We start from the raw sequence: 16,256 nt of genomic DNA, 5'->3' as shown, positions 1-16,256 counted from the left end.
GACCCGTCGTCACCGACGGGTCCCGCCCCCTTCCGCGAAGGCCTAGGCCTTCCACTTCTCCCAGGACATGTTCCAGCCGTTGTAGCCGTTCTCCGGAGCGATGATCTTGTCGTTCGAGTTCTTCACCACGACGACGTCACCGACCATCGAGTGGTTGAAGAACCAGGCGGACGGCACCTTCTTGTCGTAGCCGCCGCGCACGTCACGCAGGCCGATGCAGCCGTGCGATGCGTTGTAGTTGCCGAACGCGTCGCCGCCCCAGTAGTTGCCGTGGATGAACGTGCCGGACGTGGACAGACGCTGGGCGTGCGGCACGTCCTTGATGTCGTACTCGCCGCCGTAGCCGACGGTCTCGCCGTTCATGCGGGTCACCTTGAGGCGCTCGCTGATGACCATCTGGCCGTTCCACGTCTCGTAGCCGGGCTTGCCGGTGGTGACGGGGATCTTCTTGAGGACCTTGCCGTCGCGCACGACGGTCATCTTCTTGGTCTTGACGTCGACGGTGGAGACCTGGCTGCGGCCGATCTCGAAGGTGATCGTCTTGGCCTGCTTGCCGTAGACCCCCGGGCGGCCCTCGACGCCGTCGAGGTTCATCTTCACGGTGACCTTGGTGCCGGGCTTCCAGTACTTCTCCGGGCGGAAGTCCAGGCGGTCGTTGCCGAACCAGTGGCCCTCGACGGGCACGGACGGCTCGGTCTTGATCTCGATGGCCTTCTCGACCGCGTCCGGCGACGTGATGCCGCGCGAGAAGTTCACCGAGAACGGCATCCCGACGCCGACCTCGGTGCCGTCCTCCGGGTTGAACTGGCCGACGAAGGTGTTCTTCGGCACGAGGGTCGTGAACGCCGAGTCCTTGGCGGACGTGCGGCCCTCGGAGTCCTTCGCGATCGCGTGCACCTTGTACTTGGTGCCGGCGGCGAGGTGCCGGTCCGGCGTCCACTTCGAGCCACCGGCGACGATCTTTCCGGGGACGGCCTTGCCCTTGGGGTCCTTGACCGTCACCTCCGACAGCTTGCCCTTGGCCGCGGATATCTTCAGCGCCCCGCTGGTGGCGACGGCGTCCGCGCCGTCCTTGGGGGCGATGGTGACGACGGCCTGCGAGGGCTTGTTGTCGTCCGCCTTGCCCTTGCCGCCGTCCCCGTCTCCGGAGTCGGAGCCACCGCCGCACGCGGTGACGAGCAGCAGCGTCGCCCCGGACGCCGCCGCGAACAGTGTGTTGGCGCCCCGCCGCCGCCCGCGCTTTCGCGCGTGGGCCGACGCCCCCGATATCGGTCGCCCGTTCAAGATTCTCTCCCCTCGCACGGCCCGATCAGGCCCGCACTCCAGTGCCCCGCGCGGTGGTCGAGAATGAGCCGACTCGCGCACTGCGCTAGATAACCACAGGCCCAGAAGCGATGACTCCCCGCCAATGTCACCGTTCCGTTCCAACTGCGTTCACGGTGCGGACCTGTGGCCGTCAGGGGCGGCCCGAGCGGGGCCTCTTGTCGCCCTTCTTCCCATCTGCGGCTTTCTTTCCCGTCTTCCACTCCTCCCAGTCCATGTTCCAGCCGCCGAGTCCGTTGTCGGGAGCGACTTTCTTGTCGTTGCTGTTGACGACCTCGACGACGTCACCGATGAGGCTGCGGTCGAAGAACCAGCCCGCGGGCGTCCGTGAACTGCCGCCCTTCACGTCGCGCAGTCCCACGCAGCCGTGGCTGACGTTGACCTTGCCGGGCGCGTGCGGCGCCCAGTAGTTGCCGTGCAGGAACGTGCCGGAGGTGGTCAGGCGCATCGCGTGCGGCACGTCAGGGATGTCGTACTCGCCGCCGAAGCCGACGGTGCGGCTGTTCATGCGGGTCACCTCGAGCATCTCGGTGACGACCATCTTCCCGTTGTACGTCGTGGTCTTCGGGGCGCCCGCGGTGATCGGGACCGTGGAGAGCAGCTCGCCGTCGCGGCGCACCTCCATGGTGTGCGCGGCGGCGTCGACCAGGCTCACCTGACTGCGGCCGACGGTGAAGGAGAACGTCTTGTCCTGCAGCCCGTAGACCCCGGGCGCGGCCTTCACGTCCCGCAGGTCCAGGTCCACGGTGACCTTGGTGCCCGCCTTCCAGTACTTCTCGGGGCGGAAGTCGAGGCGGGTGGCGCCGAACCAGTGCGGCCGGATCTCCACGGACGGCTCCGCGCTGACGCGGACGGCGCGCTGGACGGCCTTCCTGTTGGCGACCTCGCGGTTGAACTCCAGAGAGACGATCATGCCGGTGCCGACCGTGGCGCGGTGCTCCGGCGTGACGTACCCGATGAAGCGCTCGTCGGGGACGAACGTGGTGAAGGTGGTGTGCCGCGCCGTGCGCCGCCCGTGGCCGTCGAGGGCGACCGCGTCCACCGTGTACTTGGCGGCGAGCGCCAGCGGCCCCTCGTCCACCGGGCGCCACGTCGTGCGGTCCGCGCCGATGCGCCCGCGCACCTCGGCCTCCTGCGCGTCCTGGGAGCGCACGACCCGCACGGACTCCAGGCGCCCGTCCGGCACCCGCACCTCGAGTCGCTCCCCGGCGCGCACGTTCTTGTCGCCGTCCCCGGGCGTGACCCGGATCGCGTCGGCGGGCCGAGGCGGCTTGCCCAGCATCCCGTCGAGCTCGGAGCCGGAGCAGCCCGTGGCTCCGAGTACCAGTCCTGCCCATGCCACCGCTGCGGCCAGCGCGGCCCCTGCGCGCCGAGCGCGCCTCGTTGCCTGTCTCACGTGGGTCCCAACGACCGTGCCCGCCCGGGGAAACGTGAGTGCGACGCACCGGCTGGGCAGAACAGACTGCAAGGACGTCGTGCGGGCAGCCGCGGCCGGGACGCCGCACGCCCTGATCGCGCGCGTCGACCGGCCGGAGCCGCGGGAGGCGAGCAGGTGTCGAGCGCAGCCGAGCAGGAGGCAGTCCAGCGGGCGCGGGCCCGGGTCCGCGGCCGGCCGGACGACGGCACGGGCACCGCCGCCGGGCACAACGGCGGGCGCGGTGCGCGGGCGCGGCAGGCGCCCGCGCGGACCGTGTGGCCGGGAGCGCCGACGCCGCTGGGCGCCCGGTTCCGGGTGGGGCCCGACGGGGTCGCGGGCACCAACTTCGCGCTGTGGGCGGGCGGTGCGGAGGCCGTCGAGCTGTGTCTGTTCGACTCAGAAGAAGGGGCGGACGGTGGCAGCGGCGGCCGTCTCACCGAGACGCGCTGCCCGTTGACGGAGCTGACGCACGAGATCTGGCACGGCTTCCTGCCGGGAGTCCTGCCGGGGCAGCGATACGGCTTTCGGGTGCACGGCCGCTGGGACCCGTGGACGGGCTCCCGGTTCAACGCGGCGAAGCTGCTGCTCGACCCGTACGCCCGCGCGGTCGACGCGGGTACGGGCAACGACTACGGCGCGCTGCCGCCGGAGGTCTACGGCCACGTCAGGGACTGGCCGCAGCAGCACGTCGCCGACACCGTGCGCGACGACCGCGACTCGGCCCCGTACGTCCCCAAGGGCGTCGTGGTGCACGACGACGCGCCGGACGACGAGTGGTGCGAGGACCGGCGCCCGAAGACCCCCTGGGCGGACTCGGTCATCTACGAACTCCACGTCCGGGGCTTCACCCGGCTGCACCCCGGCGTCCCGGAGCCGCTGCGCGGTACGTACGCGGGGCTCGCGCACCCCGCCGCCGTCGACCATCTCGTACGCCTCGGCGTGACGGCCGTCGAACTCCTTCCCGTGCACCAGTTCGCGCACGAGGACCATCTGCTGCGCCGGGGCCTTCGGAACTACTGGGGCTACAACTCGATCGGGTACTTCGCGCCGCACGCGGCGTACGCGGCGTCCGGCACCCGCGGCCAGCAGGTCGGCGAGTTCCGGCGGATGGTGCGGGCGCTGCACGAGGCCGGGATCGAGGTGATCCTCGACGTCGTCTACAACCACACGGCCGAGGCGGGCGAGCTGGGGCCGATGCTGTCCCTGAAGGGCATCGACAACCGCGGCTACTACCGGCTCCAGGACGACGCGCGCCGGTACGCCGACTACACCGGGTGCGGCAACACCCTGCACGTCGTCCAGCCGCACGTGCTGCGCCTGATCACCGACTCGCTGCGGTACTGGGTGACGGAGATGGGCGTGGACGGCTTCCGCTTCGACCTCGCGGCGGCGCTCGCGCGCTCCTTCCACGACGTCGACATGCTCTCGCCGTTCCTCGCGGTCATCGCGCAGGACCCGGTCCTGCGGCGCGTGAAGCTGATCGCCGAGCCGTGGGACGTGGGCTCCGGCGGCTACCAGGTGGGGGCGTTCCCGCCGTTGTGGACGGAGTGGAACGACCGGTACCGGGGTGCTGTGCGGGACTTCTGGCGCGGCGCGCTGCCGGACGTACGGGACCTCGGCTACCGGCTCTCGGGATCGAGCGACCTGTACGCGTGGGGCGGGCGGCGGCCGTACGCGTCGGTGAACTTCGTGACGGCCCACGACGGCTTCACGCTCCGCGACCTGGTGACGTACGAGCGCAAGCACAACGAGGCCAACGGCGAGGGCAACAGGGACGGTTCGGACGACAACCGGTCCTGGAACTGCGGGGCCGAGGGCGAGACGGACGACGCGGACGTGACCGCGCTGCGGCGGCGCCAGCTGCGGAACCTGATGACCACGCTGCTGCTCTCGACGGGCGTGCCGATGCTCGTCGCGGGCGACGAGATGGGGCGCACCCAGCGCGGCAGCAACAACGCGTACTGCCAGGACAACGAGATCAGCTGGGTGGACTGGGAGCAGCGCGAGCAGCCGGGCTGGCGGCAACTGTTCGGCCTCACGTCCCGGCTCATCGCGCTGCGGCACCGGCATCCGGTGCTGCGGCGGCGGGCCTTCTTCTCCGGCCGGGCGCACTCGGCGGACGGACTGCGGGACCTGGCGTGGTTCACGGCGCGCGGTACGGAGATGACGGAGGCCGACTGGTACGCGCCCGCGACGACGCTCGGCATGTATCTGTCGGGGCGCGACATACCGGGGCGGGACGCGCGCGGGGCGGCCATCACGGACGACAGTTTCCTCGCGGTGCTGCACACGGCGGAGCGGCCCGTCGACTTCCAGCTGCCGGGGCCGCCGTGGGCCGCCGCGTACGAGGTCCTCGTCGACACCTCCCTGGAGGAGCAGGAGGACGCGCCGGGGGCGCTGCTCGCCGCGGGGGCCGCGGTGCGTGTGGACGCCCGGTCGGTGCTGTTGCTGCGGGCGGTGCCGGGGGACGCGGTTCACGGCGGCGGTGGGGCCGAGGACGCCGGGGCGGGGGGTGCGCAAGGGACTTGATGGGCTTTCAGGTCCGTACCAAGGTATTGCCCATGGCGCGGACCCGGACGAAGCTCACCGCATGGACCTGGAGTTGCGGCACCTGAAGACGATCCGGGCGATCGCCGACGCGGGCAGCCTCACCAAGGCTGCCACCGCCCTCGGCCTCGCGCAGCCCGCGCTCAGCACCCAGCTGAAGCGGATCGAACGGGCCCTGGGCGGGGAGTTGTTCGAGCGCGGGCGGTCCGGGGTGCGGGCCACCGCGCTCGGTGAGTTCGTGCTCGCGCGGGCCCGGATCGTGCTGCCCGCCGTCACCGGGCTCCAGGAGGAGGCCGAGCGGTTCACACGCGGGTGGCAGGACCGGCGCGGGTTCCGGCTCGGCGGTACGCACGGGCCGCTGCTCGGCGGGCTCGTGGACCGGCTCGCCGCCGCGCACCCCGACCAGCCCGTGTCCACGTACACCTCCTGGTCGGAACGGGAGATCGCCGCCCAAGTGGCCGACGCGAGGCTCGACTTCGCGCTCGTCGGGACGTGCGGGGCGAGCATGCCGCCGGAGAACGAGCGGCTGGTGTGGCGCGAGGTGGCGCGTGATCCGGTGTTCGTCATGCTGACCACCGGGCATCCGCTGGCCGGGGCCACGGAGATCGATCTCGCCGATCTGGCCGGGGAGGCGTGGACGGACGTGCCCGGGGACGGGTGCTTCGGGGACTGCTTCACTGCCGCGTGCGCGCGGGCCGGGTTCGCCCCCTCGTCCGTGTACGAGACCGACACGGCGTCGTGCGTGCATCTGGTGCAGGTGGGGCGGGCCGTGGGGTTGTGCCGGGCCACGTTTCCGCCGACCGGGGGGATCGTCACGCGGCCGCTTGCGGGGGCGCCGTTGTACTGGCGGCATCTGCTGGGGTGGCATCCGGAGACGTACGCGCACGACAGCGCGGCGGAGGTGCTTGCGCTGGCTCGGGCCGTGCATGCGGCTGCCGCCGCGCGCAGTGAGAGTTATTCGGCGTGGCTGGCTCTGCCGGGGGCGGATGTGGGCTGAGGCCTCCTCGGTGTCCCGTGCGGGTGGGGCGGGCCGCCGCCGGATCGGCGCCCCGCGCCTCGTTCTCAATCGCCGGACGGGCTGATTGGTTCCCGGTGCCCCCCGATTTACCAGGGGTCCATAACATCTCCACAGGGGGGCAACTGGCATCTATTTACCGCCTGTTGACCCTTCTACGGTGTGGTCGACCGGAGAACGAGCGGATCCCGCTTCCCCGCTTAGGGGTCCGCCGCTCCCCGTCCACACCGAGGAGAGACCCCCATGCAGCTCAGACATTCCTCCCCGACTCAAGACAGCCGCAAAGTGCTCCGCCGCGCCCAGGCGGCGGGTGCCGCGCTCGCCGCCGCCGGTGCGCTCGTCCTCGCCGGGCTGCCCGGCTCGGCGGTCGCGCAGTCCGACTCCCCGTCCCCCTCCCCCACACCCCGCGACGCCGCGGCCGCCGCCGCCGTGGACCGGACGTCGCCCGAGGTCCTGAAGGCGATGCAGCGCGATCTGCGTCTGACCGCCGCACAGGCCAAGGCGCGGCTGGTCAACGAGGCGGAGGCGGGCGCCGCGGGCGGCGCGCTGCGGTCGGCGCTCGGCCGTGACTTCGCGGGCGCCTGGGTGACCGGCGCCACCTCGGCCACGCTCACCGTCGCCACCACCGACGCCCGGGACGTCGCGGCCATCGAGGCCGAGGGCGCCCGCGCCCTGGTGGTACGGCACTCGCTGGGCCAGCTGGACGCCGCCAAGGCGAAGCTGGACCGGGCCGCGAAGAGCACCGGGACCGCCGACGCGCCCGTGTGGTTCGTCGACGTGAAGTCCAACGCGGTCGTGGTGAAGGCCGTCAAGGCCGCCGCGGCGCAGAAGCTGGTGAAGGCCGCGAAGGTCGACCGCGGGCTCGTCCAGGTCGAGCGGACCGCCGAACGGCCGCGGCCCTTCTACGACATCGTGGGCGGCGAGGCCTACTACATGGGCAGCGGTGGCCGCTGTTCGGTGGGCTTCTCCATCACACAGGGATCCACGCAGGGCTTCGCGACGGCGGGCCACTGCGGGCGTGCGGGCACCACCACGCGCGGCGTCAACCAGCAGGCCCAGGGCACGTTCCGCGCCTCGATCTTCCCGGGCCGGGACATGGCGTGGGTGGCCGCCAACGCGCAGTGGACGTCGACGCCGTACGTCAAGGGCTCCGGCGGCCAGCGCGTGAGCGTCGCGGGTTCGACGCAGTCGCCGGTGGGCGGCTCGATCTGCCGCTCCGGATCGACCACCGGCTGGCACTGCGGCACGATCTCGCAGCACAACACCAGCGTCACCTACCCCGAGGGCACCATCAGCGGTGTGACCCGTACGACCGTGTGCGCGGAGCCCGGTGACTCCGGCGGCTCGTACATCTCGGGCAGCCAGGCGCAGGGCGTCACCTCCGGCGGTTCGGGCAACTGCCGCTCCGGTGGCACCACGTTCCACCAGCCGATCAATCCGCTCCTGCAGCAGTACCAGCTGACGCTGAAGACGACGGGCGGCGGCCAGGACCCGGGCCCCGGCCCCGGTGACCCGACCGGCACCTGGGCGGCCGGCTCCGTCTACGCGGCCGGTGACACCGTCACCTACGACGGCGCCACCTACCGCTGCCTCCAGCCGCACCAGGCCCAGCCCGGCTGGGAGCCGCCGAGCACTCCCGCCCTGTGGGAGGCCGCCTGACCCTTGCCGCGGGCCCGCCCCGGCCGGCGGGCCCGTCCGGGTCCCGGCGGGGACCACTGCTCATCCGCGCTGGTGGGAGCGTGGATGCGGACCCATGGCCGTCAGGTCGTGACTCCGGGGGGAGACACGGCCGCAAGGACCGGATTCCGGCCTCGGACGACCGCGTGGAAGGTCAGTCGAGGATGCCGCGGCGATAGGCAGTCGCGACGGCCGCGGCCCGGTCCTTGACGTCCAACTTGCCGTAGATATGGGTGAGATGGGTCTTGACCGTGGCTTCGCTGATGAACAGCCCCTTCGCGATGTCGCGGTTGGACGTGCCCCTGGCGACGAGTGCGAGCACTTCCCGTTCGCGGGTGCTCAGCCGCTCGTCGTCAGGGGCACGTACGCGTTGCACCAGGCGGGACGCGACGGCCGGGGACAGCACCGTGCGGCCCTCGGCGGCGGCGCGGACGGCGCCGAACAGCTCGTCGCGCGGGGCGTCCTTCAGCAGATAGCCCGTCGCACCGGCCTCGATGGCGGGGAGCGTGTCGGTGTCCGTGTCGTACGTGGTGAGCACCAGGACGCGGGCGCGCGAGCCGCGCCGGGACAGCTCGGCGATGGCGTCGACCCCGCCGCCGCCCGGCATCCGCAGGTCCATGAGGACGACGTCGGGGTCGAGCCGGGCGGTCAGCTCGACGGCCTGGACGCCGTCGGCGGCCTCACCGAGGACCGTGAATCCGGGCGCCGACTCGAACATGCCGCGCAGCCCGTCGCGCACGACCGGGTGGTCGTCGACGACGAGGAGGGTGATCACTTCAGTGTTCATCGCCCACCAACGGTACGCGCGCCGACACGGCCGTTCCGCCGCCGGGCTCCGACTCGACGGTGAGGGTGCCCGCGATGCGCTCGGCGCGGGCCCGCATGCCGGTGAGGCCGAAGCCGCCGGTGCGGGTGCGGGCCGTCCCGGCGAGCGGGTCGAAGCCCCGGCCGTCGTCGCGGATGTCGAGGGTGACCTCCCCGGCCATGTACGACAGGGTGACGCCGACGCGGGTCGCGGCCGCGTGCCGGGCCGCGTTGGACAGGGCCTCCTCGACGATGCGCAGCAGGGTCGCCTCGATCTCCTCGTGCAGGGGTCCGTCGGTGCCGGTGACCGTGAAGTCGGCGCGCACGCCTGTGCGGTCGCCCCACTCGGTGACCGTCTTGCCGAGGGCCTTGGACAGGCTGTCGTGCTCCAGGGCGACCGGGGCGAGGTTGTGCACGGAGCGGCGGGCCTCGCCGAGGCTGTGCCGGGCCAGGTCGGTGGCCCGGCCCAGGTGCTCGCGGGCCCGCTGCTGGTCGGGGGCGTTCGCGACGACCTGGAGCTGGGCGATGATGCCGGTGAGGCCTTGGGCGATGGTGTCGTGGATCTCGGCGGCGAGGCGTCTGCGCTCGTCGGCGACGCCCGCTTCGCGCGCCTGGAGCAGGAGTTGGGCGTGCAGCGCGGCGTTCTCGTCCAGGGCCTGCTGGAGCGCGGCGTTGGCCGCTTCGAGCTGGTCGATGGTCCGCTCCTGGAACCGGGTGCGTTCCTCCTCCTTGTTGGCGATGTGGGCGAAGACCGTGAGCAGCCCGACGTTCGCGCCGAGCATCGCGCCGAACACCACCCAGCCGATCCGCCCGTGCGGCGGCAGCCCGCCCGCCTGCGCTCCCGCCATGGCCACGGCGGTCGCGAACAGTCCGACCGGGACGAGGCGGTGCGGGAGCAGCCGCTCCGACCCGAAGTACCCCGTGACGGCGTAGAACACGAAGAACGGGTTCAGCCACGACAGCGTGAACGCGACCGCCCAGCGCAGGAAGTAGTAGGCGGCGCCGGAGCGGGAGGGCCCCGGCCGGGACCGCGCGGCCCCGATCCACCAGACCTGCAGCCCCGCGGCGGCGGCGATGAGCCCCGCCGCCAGGGTCCACGCGTCCCACCCCATGCCGACGACGTCGGCGGTGGCCGCGGAGAGCAGGGTGCCGAAGACGAGGAGGACGAGGGGGCCCCAACGGTGAAACCGCTCCCAGCGTTCGGTGACGAGGGTGGTCGGGGTGGGGGTGGTCGGGGTGAGGGTGGTCGGGGTGGTCGGGGTGGGGGTGGTACTGGAGGCCGAGGCGCCGGGGCTCGTGGAGGTGGGGCCGGTGCCGGGGGCGGACGGGGTGCCGGGGGTGTCCCGGGTCGGTCGCCTGCCGGAGTCGGCGGGGCTGTCGGGGCCGTTCGGCGTGCCGGGTCGTGCCATGCGCCCAGTCTCGTCCACCCGGCCCGCGACACCCGCCACGCCCCCGGTCACTCCCAGCGGAACCATCGCGCCGCCGCCGCGGTGAGAGCCGCCGTCCACAGCACGAGGACGCCCAGGTGGGCCGGTCCTGGCCAGTCCCCGGCCGCCGCCTGGTTCAGGGCTTCCGCGGCCGCCCCGAACGGCAGGGCCTCGACGACCTGCGCGAGGGTGTCCGGCATGGCCTGCACCGGCAGCCAGACGCCCGCGCTGAACATCATCGGGAAGAACACCGCCGAACCGACCGCCGTCGCCGCCTTGGAGGTGCGCGACAGCGCCGACACCAGGGCGCCGAGCGCCAGCGCGGAGGCCGTCGCCAGCACCAGCGCGACCGCGTACCCGAATATCTGCCGGGGCAGCGGCACGTCGAAGACGGCCCGTCCCACCGCCAGGGAGAGCAGCGCCGAGCCGAGCGCGGCGGCGCCGTGCAGTCCCATCTGGGCGCCGAGCACCGCGACGGGCCGCACGGGGGTGGCCGACATCCGGCGCAGGATCCCGCGCTCGCGATAGCCCGTGATGACCGGCGGCATGGCCTGGACCCCCGCCATGATCATGGAGAGCAGCACGGTCACGGGGACGTACGCGTCGACGAGGCGGATGCCGCCCAGGTCGTCCTGTGCCTCCCGGAAGGAGGGGATGGACCCGAGGATCGCCAGGAGCACCGTGGGGAAGGCGAGGATCCAGAAGAGGGAGCCCGGTTCGCGCCGGAACAGCCGCACTTCGGCCTTGAGGACGGCTCGGGCGGCACCGGGGGCGCGGGCCGGGGCGGAGTGCGGGGCGGGCGCGGGTCCGGGGGCGGCGGGGCTGGTGGCTGCGGCGGCCGAGGTGGCCGAAGTGGACGAGGTGGACGAGGTGGGCGAGCTTGCGGGAGTGGTCATGCCGGGGCTCCGTGGTGTCCGGGGCGGGTGGGCGCGTGATCGTCGGTCGGGGTGGCCGCGTGACCGTCGGTCGGGGTGGAAGCGTCGGCCTCGGTGGTCGTCAGGTCGAGGAACGCGTCGTCCAAGGTGGCCTCGGTGACGCGGAGTTGGTGGGCCGTGACGCGGTGGCGGGCCAGGAGGGTGAGGAGGGCGTCGACCGTGGCGTCGGTGCCGTTGAGGGTGAGGCGGCCGTCCTTCTCCGTGGCGGAGCTGAGCCGGGGCAGTGCGGCCAGGTCGGCGGGGTCCAGCGGCACGGACGGCGTGAAGGAGATGACCGTGGAGCCGGCGGAGCGGCCGATGAGACCCGCGGGGGTATCGAGCGCGGCCACCCGGCCCCGGTCGATCACCGCTATGCGGTCGCAGAGCCGCTGGGCCTCCTCCATGAAGTGGGTGACGAGCAGGACCGTGACGCCGCTGTCCCGCACCTCCTCGATCAGCTGCCAGGTGTCCCGGCGTGCGCGTGGGTCGAGGCCGGTGGTCAGCTCGTCGAGGACGACGACGCGAGGGCTGCCGATCAGGGCGAGGGCGATGAACAGGCGCTGCTTCTGGCCGCCGGAGAGCTTGGCGAAGCGGGTGTTCAGCTTGTCGGTGAGGCCGAGCCGCTCGGCGAGCGGGCGCCAGTCGGCCGGGCGGGAGTAGAACGCGGCGTACAGCTCGAGTGCCTCGCGGACCGTCAGCTTCGGCTGCAGCTCGCTCTCCTGGAGCTGCGCGCCGAGGACGCGGGTGACCCGCTCGTGGTCGGCCACCGGGTCGAGCCCGGCGACGCGCACCGCGCCCGCGTCGGGCACGCGCAGGCCCTCGACGCATTCGACGGTGGTCGTCTTGCCCGCGCCGTTGGGCCCGAGGACGCCGAAGATCTCGCCCTGCTCGACGGCGAACGAGACGCCGTCGACGACGGCCCGGCCGCCGTAGACCTTGCGCAGGTCCCTGACTTCGATGATGGGAGGAGGCATGCGACAAGCCTCGCCGTCACGGCCCCCGACCCACATCGACCATCCCGCTGCGACCCCCATCGACCGATCGGTTGATGGCCCCCTACGACCCCCGGACGCGGCGCGGAAGGGGCCGACGGACTAGGACCAGCGGCCGACCCGGACCGGGCCAAAACTCGGTGGGCGCTGTCAGTGGTGAAACGTAGGCTCGCCCCTGATGTCCACCACACACGCACCTGCCCAGGACCCCGGCGGACGCTCCGCCGTCAGGACGCTCGCACGGCTCTGGCCGTATGTGCGCCCCGTACGGACACGCCTGTTCACCGCCGCGTTCGTCGCCATCGTGGCGTCCTGTACGGGCCTGCTGTTCCCGCTCGTCCTGAAGTGGATCGTGGACGGCCCGGTGGCCGACCGGGACACGGGGGGCGTCTGGCTCGGGGCGCTGCTCCTGCTGGGGCTGGGTGTCGCGGAGGCGCTGCTCTTCGGCTTCCGGCGCTGGCTCGTCGCGCGGCCGCTCGCGGGTGTGGAGGCGCGGATGCGGGCGGACCTGTTCCGCCACCTCCAGCGGGTGCCCGTCGCCTTCCACGACCGTTGGGCGTCCGGCCAGTTGCTGTCGCGCGGGACGACCGACCTGATGATGGTGCGCATGTTCCTCGCGTTCCCGCTGACGTTCCTGCTGGTCAACGGCACGACGATCGCGGTCGGCATGGCCATCCTGCTGGCCCAGGACTGGACGCTCGGCCTGGTGCTCCTCGCCCCCGTGGTGCCGATGGTGGTCTTCCTCGCGTACTTCGAGGGGCGGTACGCCGACGTGGCGCGGCGCGCGCAGGACCAGGTGGGCGATCTGACGACGGTCGTCGAGGAGAGCGTCCTCGGCATCCGGATCATCAAGGGCTTCGGGCGGCACCGCACTCAGGCCCGGGCGTTCCGCGAGCTGTCGGGCACGCTGCGCGGCACGGAGCTGGTCAAGGCCCGTCTCCTCGCCGCGATCTATGGCGTGATCATGACGCTGCCGGAGCTGGCGATCGGCGCGGCGCTGGTCCTCGGGTCGGTCGAGGTGGCCGACGGCGACCTCTCGACGGGCACGCTGGTGGCGTTCCTGTCGACGGCGCTCGCGCTGCGCTGGCCGGTGGAGTCGATCGGCTTCCTGCTCGCGATGAGCCAGGAGGCGGCGACGGCGACGGAGCGGTACTTCGAGGTACTGGACGCGCAGCCGGAGTCGGACGCGGGGGCGGACTCGGCCAGGGCGGGTACAGCCGCAGCCGTCCCCACGCCGCGCACCCCCACCCCCGCCTCCACCTCCATCTCCACCTCCACCCCCACCGACGGCATCCGCTTCGAAGCCGTCGAGTTCCGCTACCCCGACGCCCCGGACGACGCCCCGCCCGTCCTGGACCGCATCGACCTGCACATCCGTACCGGCGAGACGCTGGCCCTCGTCGGCGCCACCGGCAGCGGCAAGACCACCCTGACCGCCCTCGTGCCCCGACTGCACGAGGTGACGGGCGGGCGCATCACGCTCGACGGCGAGGACATCGCGGCGATGGCGCGCGAACGCGTGCGCACGCTGGTGTCCATGGCCTTCGAGGAGCCGACGCTGTTCTCCGCGTCCGTGGGCGAGAACGTGCTCATGGGGGCCGACGGGAGCGCGGGCGACGAGGAGTTGGGGCGGGCCCTCGCGGTCGCGCAGGCCGAGTTCGTGCACGGGCTGCCGAAGGGCGCGGACACGCAGGTCGGCGAGCAGGGGCTGAGCCTGTCCGGCGGCCAGCGGCAGCGGCTCGCGCTGGCCCGCGCGGTGGTGGGCGGGCCGCGCTTCCTCGTCCTCGACGACCCGCTGTCCGCCCTCGACGTCCACACGGAGGCGCTGGTGGAGGCGGCGCTGCGGCGGGTCCTGAAGGACACCACGGCGCTGGTGGTGGCGCACCGCCCGTCGACGGTGCTCCTCGCGGACCGGGTCGCGCTGCTGTCCGGCGGCCGCGTCACGGCCGTGGGCACGCACCAGGAACTGCTGCGGGAGAACGCCGAGTACGCATGGCTGATGTCTGGGGGGACGGACGAATGAACACGGTCGGCGACAAGAAGACCGAACCGGGCGACGAGCACTCCGACAGAGCCGCCCAGGAAGCCCGAGAAGCCCGGGAAGCCCTCGACGACGCCTTCGACCAGGACACACTGCCCGCTCCCCCGGGCGCGACCGGCGCCCTGCTGCGCTCCCTGCTCGCACCCCGCCGCGCCCGCGTCACGCTGGCCGCCGTCCTGCTCCTCGTCCAGCAGGCCGTCATCCAGGCCGGGCCGCTGCTCGTCGCGTACGCCATCGACCGTGCCGTGCCCGCGTTCCGCGCGGACGACCACGGCCCGCTGATCGCGGTCGGCGTGGCCTATCTGGTGTGCGCGGGGGCCGCGGGGGCGTTCCAGTACGCCTTCATCGTGGCGTCCGCGCGCGTCAACCAGGACGTGCTGCTCGACCTGAGGGGCCGGATCTTCCGGCACGCGCAGGCGCTCAGCGTGGACTTCCACGAGCGGTACACGTCGGGGCGGCTGATCTCCCGCGCCACCACGGATGTGGAGTCGCTGCGGGAGCTGCTCAACGAGGGCCTTCAGGAACTGCTCACGGTGGTGCTCTCGTTCGTCACCATCTCGGCGATGCTGCTCTGGCTCGACCTGGGGCTCGGCGCGGTCGCCGTCCTGTCGTTCGTCCCCCTGTACGCGCTGATCCGGCTCTACCAGCACCGCGCGGGGAAGGTGTTCCGCGTCCGCTCGACCGCGGTCGCCGCCGTGATCGTGAAGTTCACGGAGACGATGAACGGCATCCGCCCGGTGCGCGCGTTCCGCCGCGAGCAGGCCAACGAGGCACAGTTCGCGAAGCTCAACCACCGGCACGAGCGCACCAACGGCGACGCCCTCCTGGAAATGGCGCGGTACGTGGTGGGCTCGCGGCTCGTCGCGAACACGGCCGTCGCGGGGATCGTGCTGTGGGGCGCGTACCGCGTCGCGCAGGACACGCTCGCGCTCGGCGTGCTCGCCGCCGCGGTGCTGTATCTGCGGCGCCTGTACGACCCGATCGACCGGCTCGGGATGTTCCTCAACTCGTACCAGTCGGCGGCGGCTTCGCTGGAGAAGATCGCGGGGCTGCTCGCGCAGACGCCGTCGGTGCCGGAGCCGGAGCCCGGAACCGAGAGGCAGCTGCCGCCGCTCGCCTCCGAGCACCCCGGCCGCACCGTCGAGTTCGACGGCGTGCGCTTCGCGTACCGCACGGGCGGTGAGATCCTGCCGCGCTTCGACCTGACGCTGCCCGCCGGGCAGACCGTGGCCGTCGTCGGCTCGACGGGCGCGGGCAAGTCGACGCTGGCGAAGCTGCTCGCGCGCTTCTACGACCCGTCGCAGGGGCAGGTCCTGCTGGACGGCGTCGACCTGCGCGAGCTCGCGAACGCCGAGCTGCGGCGCGGGGTCGTGATGGTCACGCAGGAGGCGTTCCTGTTCTCCGGCACGGTCGCGGAGAACATCGCGATCGGCCGCCCGGACGCCACACGCGAGGACATCGAGCGCGCCGCGAAGGCCATCGGCGCCCACGACTTCATCGTGTCGCTGCCCGACGGCTACGACACCGACGTGCGCAAGCGCGGCGGCCGCATCTCGGCGGGCCAGCGCCAGCTGGTCGCGTTCGCCCGCGCCCTGCTCGCCGACCCCGCCGTCCTGATCCTCGACGAGGCCACCAGCTCCCTGGACATCCCCGGCGAGCGGGCCGTGCAGCGGGCGATGGACACGGTGCTGCGGGGCCGCACGGCCGTCGTGATCGCGCACCGCCTGTCGACGGTGGAGATCGCCGACCGGGTCCTCGTGATGGAGCACGGCCGGATCGTGGAGGACGGCACGCCCGCCGAACTCATCGCGGGGACGGGGCCGTTCGCGGAGCTGCACCGGGCGTGGCGGGACAGCGTCGTGAGCAGCGGCGCGTAGCGGCTCCGCCGGGTGGCCGGTCCCGCCGCGGCCCTGTCCCGGCCCGGTGAGGTTAACCCCAACTCGGCTTGGGGGCCTCCCGGCTCACATCGACCGGCCGCCGCCGGAAGGCTGGAAGACAGCACGCAAACCCCAGCCATGCCCCGAGGGAGTCGCCCTGTGCACGCGCACGCACCGATCCGGTCCCGGTCCCTCAGGCGTCGACAGCGCGGCCGACGCGGT

Annotated in this window: 11 protein-coding genes; 5 read left to right on the top strand and 6 right to left on the bottom strand. The window is 72.8% G+C overall.

Annotated features, from left to right (window positions below):
* Nucleotides 1-42: 42 nt before the first annotated feature.
* The gene (locus tag ACFVHO_RS11275; RefSeq protein WP_385712420.1) at nt 43-1,284 is read right to left on the bottom strand and encodes an Ig-like domain-containing protein; all 1,242 of its coding nucleotides are present in this window, start codon (nt 1,282-1,284) and stop codon (nt 43-45) included.
* 172 nt (nt 1,285-1,456) lie between these two features.
* Nucleotides 1,457-2,719 (bottom strand): Ig-like domain-containing protein, encoded by a 1,263-nt coding sequence (locus ACFVHO_RS11270; RefSeq protein WP_385712418.1) that lies wholly within the window; start codon nt 2,717-2,719, stop codon nt 1,457-1,459.
* 156 nt (nt 2,720-2,875) lie between these two features.
* Between ACFVHO_RS11270 and glgX the strand changes: the two genes are divergently transcribed.
* The 3 genes from glgX (at nt 2,876) to ACFVHO_RS11255 (ending at nt 7,961) form a co-directional block, all read left to right on the top strand.
* On the top strand, nt 2,876-5,269 hold the full coding sequence (gene glgX, locus ACFVHO_RS11265) for a glycogen debranching protein GlgX (protein ID WP_385712416.1): 2,394 nt from the start codon (nt 2,876-2,878) through the stop codon (nt 5,267-5,269).
* A gap of 61 nt (nt 5,270-5,330) precedes the next feature.
* On the top strand, nt 5,331-6,284 hold the full coding sequence (locus tag ACFVHO_RS11260) for a LysR family transcriptional regulator (protein WP_385712414.1): 954 nt from the start codon (nt 5,331-5,333) through the stop codon (nt 6,282-6,284).
* A 261-nt stretch (nt 6,285-6,545) separates the two neighbouring features.
* The gene (locus ACFVHO_RS11255; RefSeq protein ID WP_385712412.1) at nt 6,546-7,961 is read left to right on the top strand and encodes a carbohydrate-binding protein; all 1,416 of its coding nucleotides are present in this window, start codon (nt 6,546-6,548) and stop codon (nt 7,959-7,961) included.
* Between the two features lie 172 nt (nt 7,962-8,133).
* On the opposite strand, the gene ACFVHO_RS11250 is transcribed toward ACFVHO_RS11255, so the two are convergent.
* Genes ACFVHO_RS11250 through ACFVHO_RS11235 form a run of 4 tightly spaced genes read right to left on the bottom strand, consistent with a single transcriptional unit; the run spans nt 8,134 to nt 12,098 of the window.
* The gene (locus ACFVHO_RS11250; protein WP_385712410.1) at nt 8,134-8,766 is read right to left on the bottom strand and encodes a response regulator; all 633 of its coding nucleotides are present in this window, start codon (nt 8,764-8,766) and stop codon (nt 8,134-8,136) included.
* The gene (locus ACFVHO_RS11245) at nt 8,756-10,192 is read right to left on the bottom strand and encodes a sensor histidine kinase (RefSeq protein ID WP_385712408.1); all 1,437 of its coding nucleotides are present in this window, start codon (nt 10,190-10,192) and stop codon (nt 8,756-8,758) included. The genes ACFVHO_RS11250 and ACFVHO_RS11245 overlap by 11 nt, the downstream gene beginning before the upstream one ends.
* Nucleotides 10,193-10,239: 47 nt before the next feature.
* Nucleotides 10,240-11,106 (bottom strand): ABC transporter permease, encoded by an 867-nt coding sequence (locus ACFVHO_RS11240; RefSeq protein ID WP_385712406.1) that lies wholly within the window; start codon nt 11,104-11,106, stop codon nt 10,240-10,242.
* The gene (locus tag ACFVHO_RS11235; RefSeq protein WP_385712404.1) at nt 11,103-12,098 is read right to left on the bottom strand and encodes an ABC transporter ATP-binding protein; all 996 of its coding nucleotides are present in this window, start codon (nt 12,096-12,098) and stop codon (nt 11,103-11,105) included. The genes ACFVHO_RS11240 and ACFVHO_RS11235 overlap by 4 nt, the downstream gene beginning before the upstream one ends.
* Before the next feature lie 196 nt (nt 12,099-12,294).
* Here ACFVHO_RS11235 and ACFVHO_RS11230 point away from each other — a divergent pair, with 196 nt between their 5' ends.
* Nucleotides 12,295-14,139 carry an ABC transporter ATP-binding protein gene (locus tag ACFVHO_RS11230; protein ID WP_385712402.1) on the top strand — a complete coding sequence of 615 codons (1,845 nt, stop codon included), beginning with the start codon at nt 12,295-12,297 and terminating at the stop codon, nt 14,137-14,139.
* The gene (locus ACFVHO_RS11225) at nt 14,136-16,034 is read left to right on the top strand and encodes an ABC transporter ATP-binding protein (RefSeq protein WP_385712400.1); all 1,899 of its coding nucleotides are present in this window, start codon (nt 14,136-14,138) and stop codon (nt 16,032-16,034) included. The genes ACFVHO_RS11230 and ACFVHO_RS11225 overlap by 4 nt, the downstream gene beginning before the upstream one ends.
* Nucleotides 16,035-16,256: the final 222 nt, after the last annotated feature.

The sequence above is a fragment of the Streptomyces sp. NPDC127108 genome (assembly GCF_042677545.1).
Taxonomy (GTDB): domain Bacteria; phylum Actinomycetota; class Actinomycetes; order Streptomycetales; family Streptomycetaceae; genus Streptomyces.
The sequence above is the reverse complement of the archived record's forward strand: the minus strand, read 5'-3'. Positions and strand labels throughout refer to the sequence as shown.

Coding starts and splice junctions, on each gene's coding strand:
- ACFVHO_RS11260 (WP_385712414.1), top strand. CDS start 5,331: ATGGACCTGGAGTTGCGGCACCTGAAGACGATCCGGGCGATCGCCGAC.
- ACFVHO_RS11255 (WP_385712412.1), top strand. CDS start 6,546: ATGCAGCTCAGACATTCCTCCCCGACTCAAGACAGCCGCAAAGTGCTC.
- ACFVHO_RS11250 (WP_385712410.1), bottom strand. CDS start 8,766: ATGAACACTGAAGTGATCACCCTCCTCGTCGTCGACGACCACCCGGTC.
- ACFVHO_RS11245 (WP_385712408.1), bottom strand. CDS start 10,192: ATGGCACGACCCGGCACGCCGAACGGCCCCGACAGCCCCGCCGACTCC.
- ACFVHO_RS11240 (WP_385712406.1), bottom strand. CDS start 11,106: ATGACCACTCCCGCAAGCTCGCCCACCTCGTCCACCTCGTCCACTTCG.
- ACFVHO_RS11235 (WP_385712404.1), bottom strand. CDS start 12,098: ATGCCTCCTCCCATCATCGAAGTCAGGGACCTGCGCAAGGTCTACGGC.
- ACFVHO_RS11230 (WP_385712402.1), top strand. CDS start 12,295: ATGTCCACCACACACGCACCTGCCCAGGACCCCGGCGGACGCTCCGCC.
- ACFVHO_RS11225 (WP_385712400.1), top strand. CDS start 14,136: ATGAACACGGTCGGCGACAAGAAGACCGAACCGGGCGACGAGCACTCC.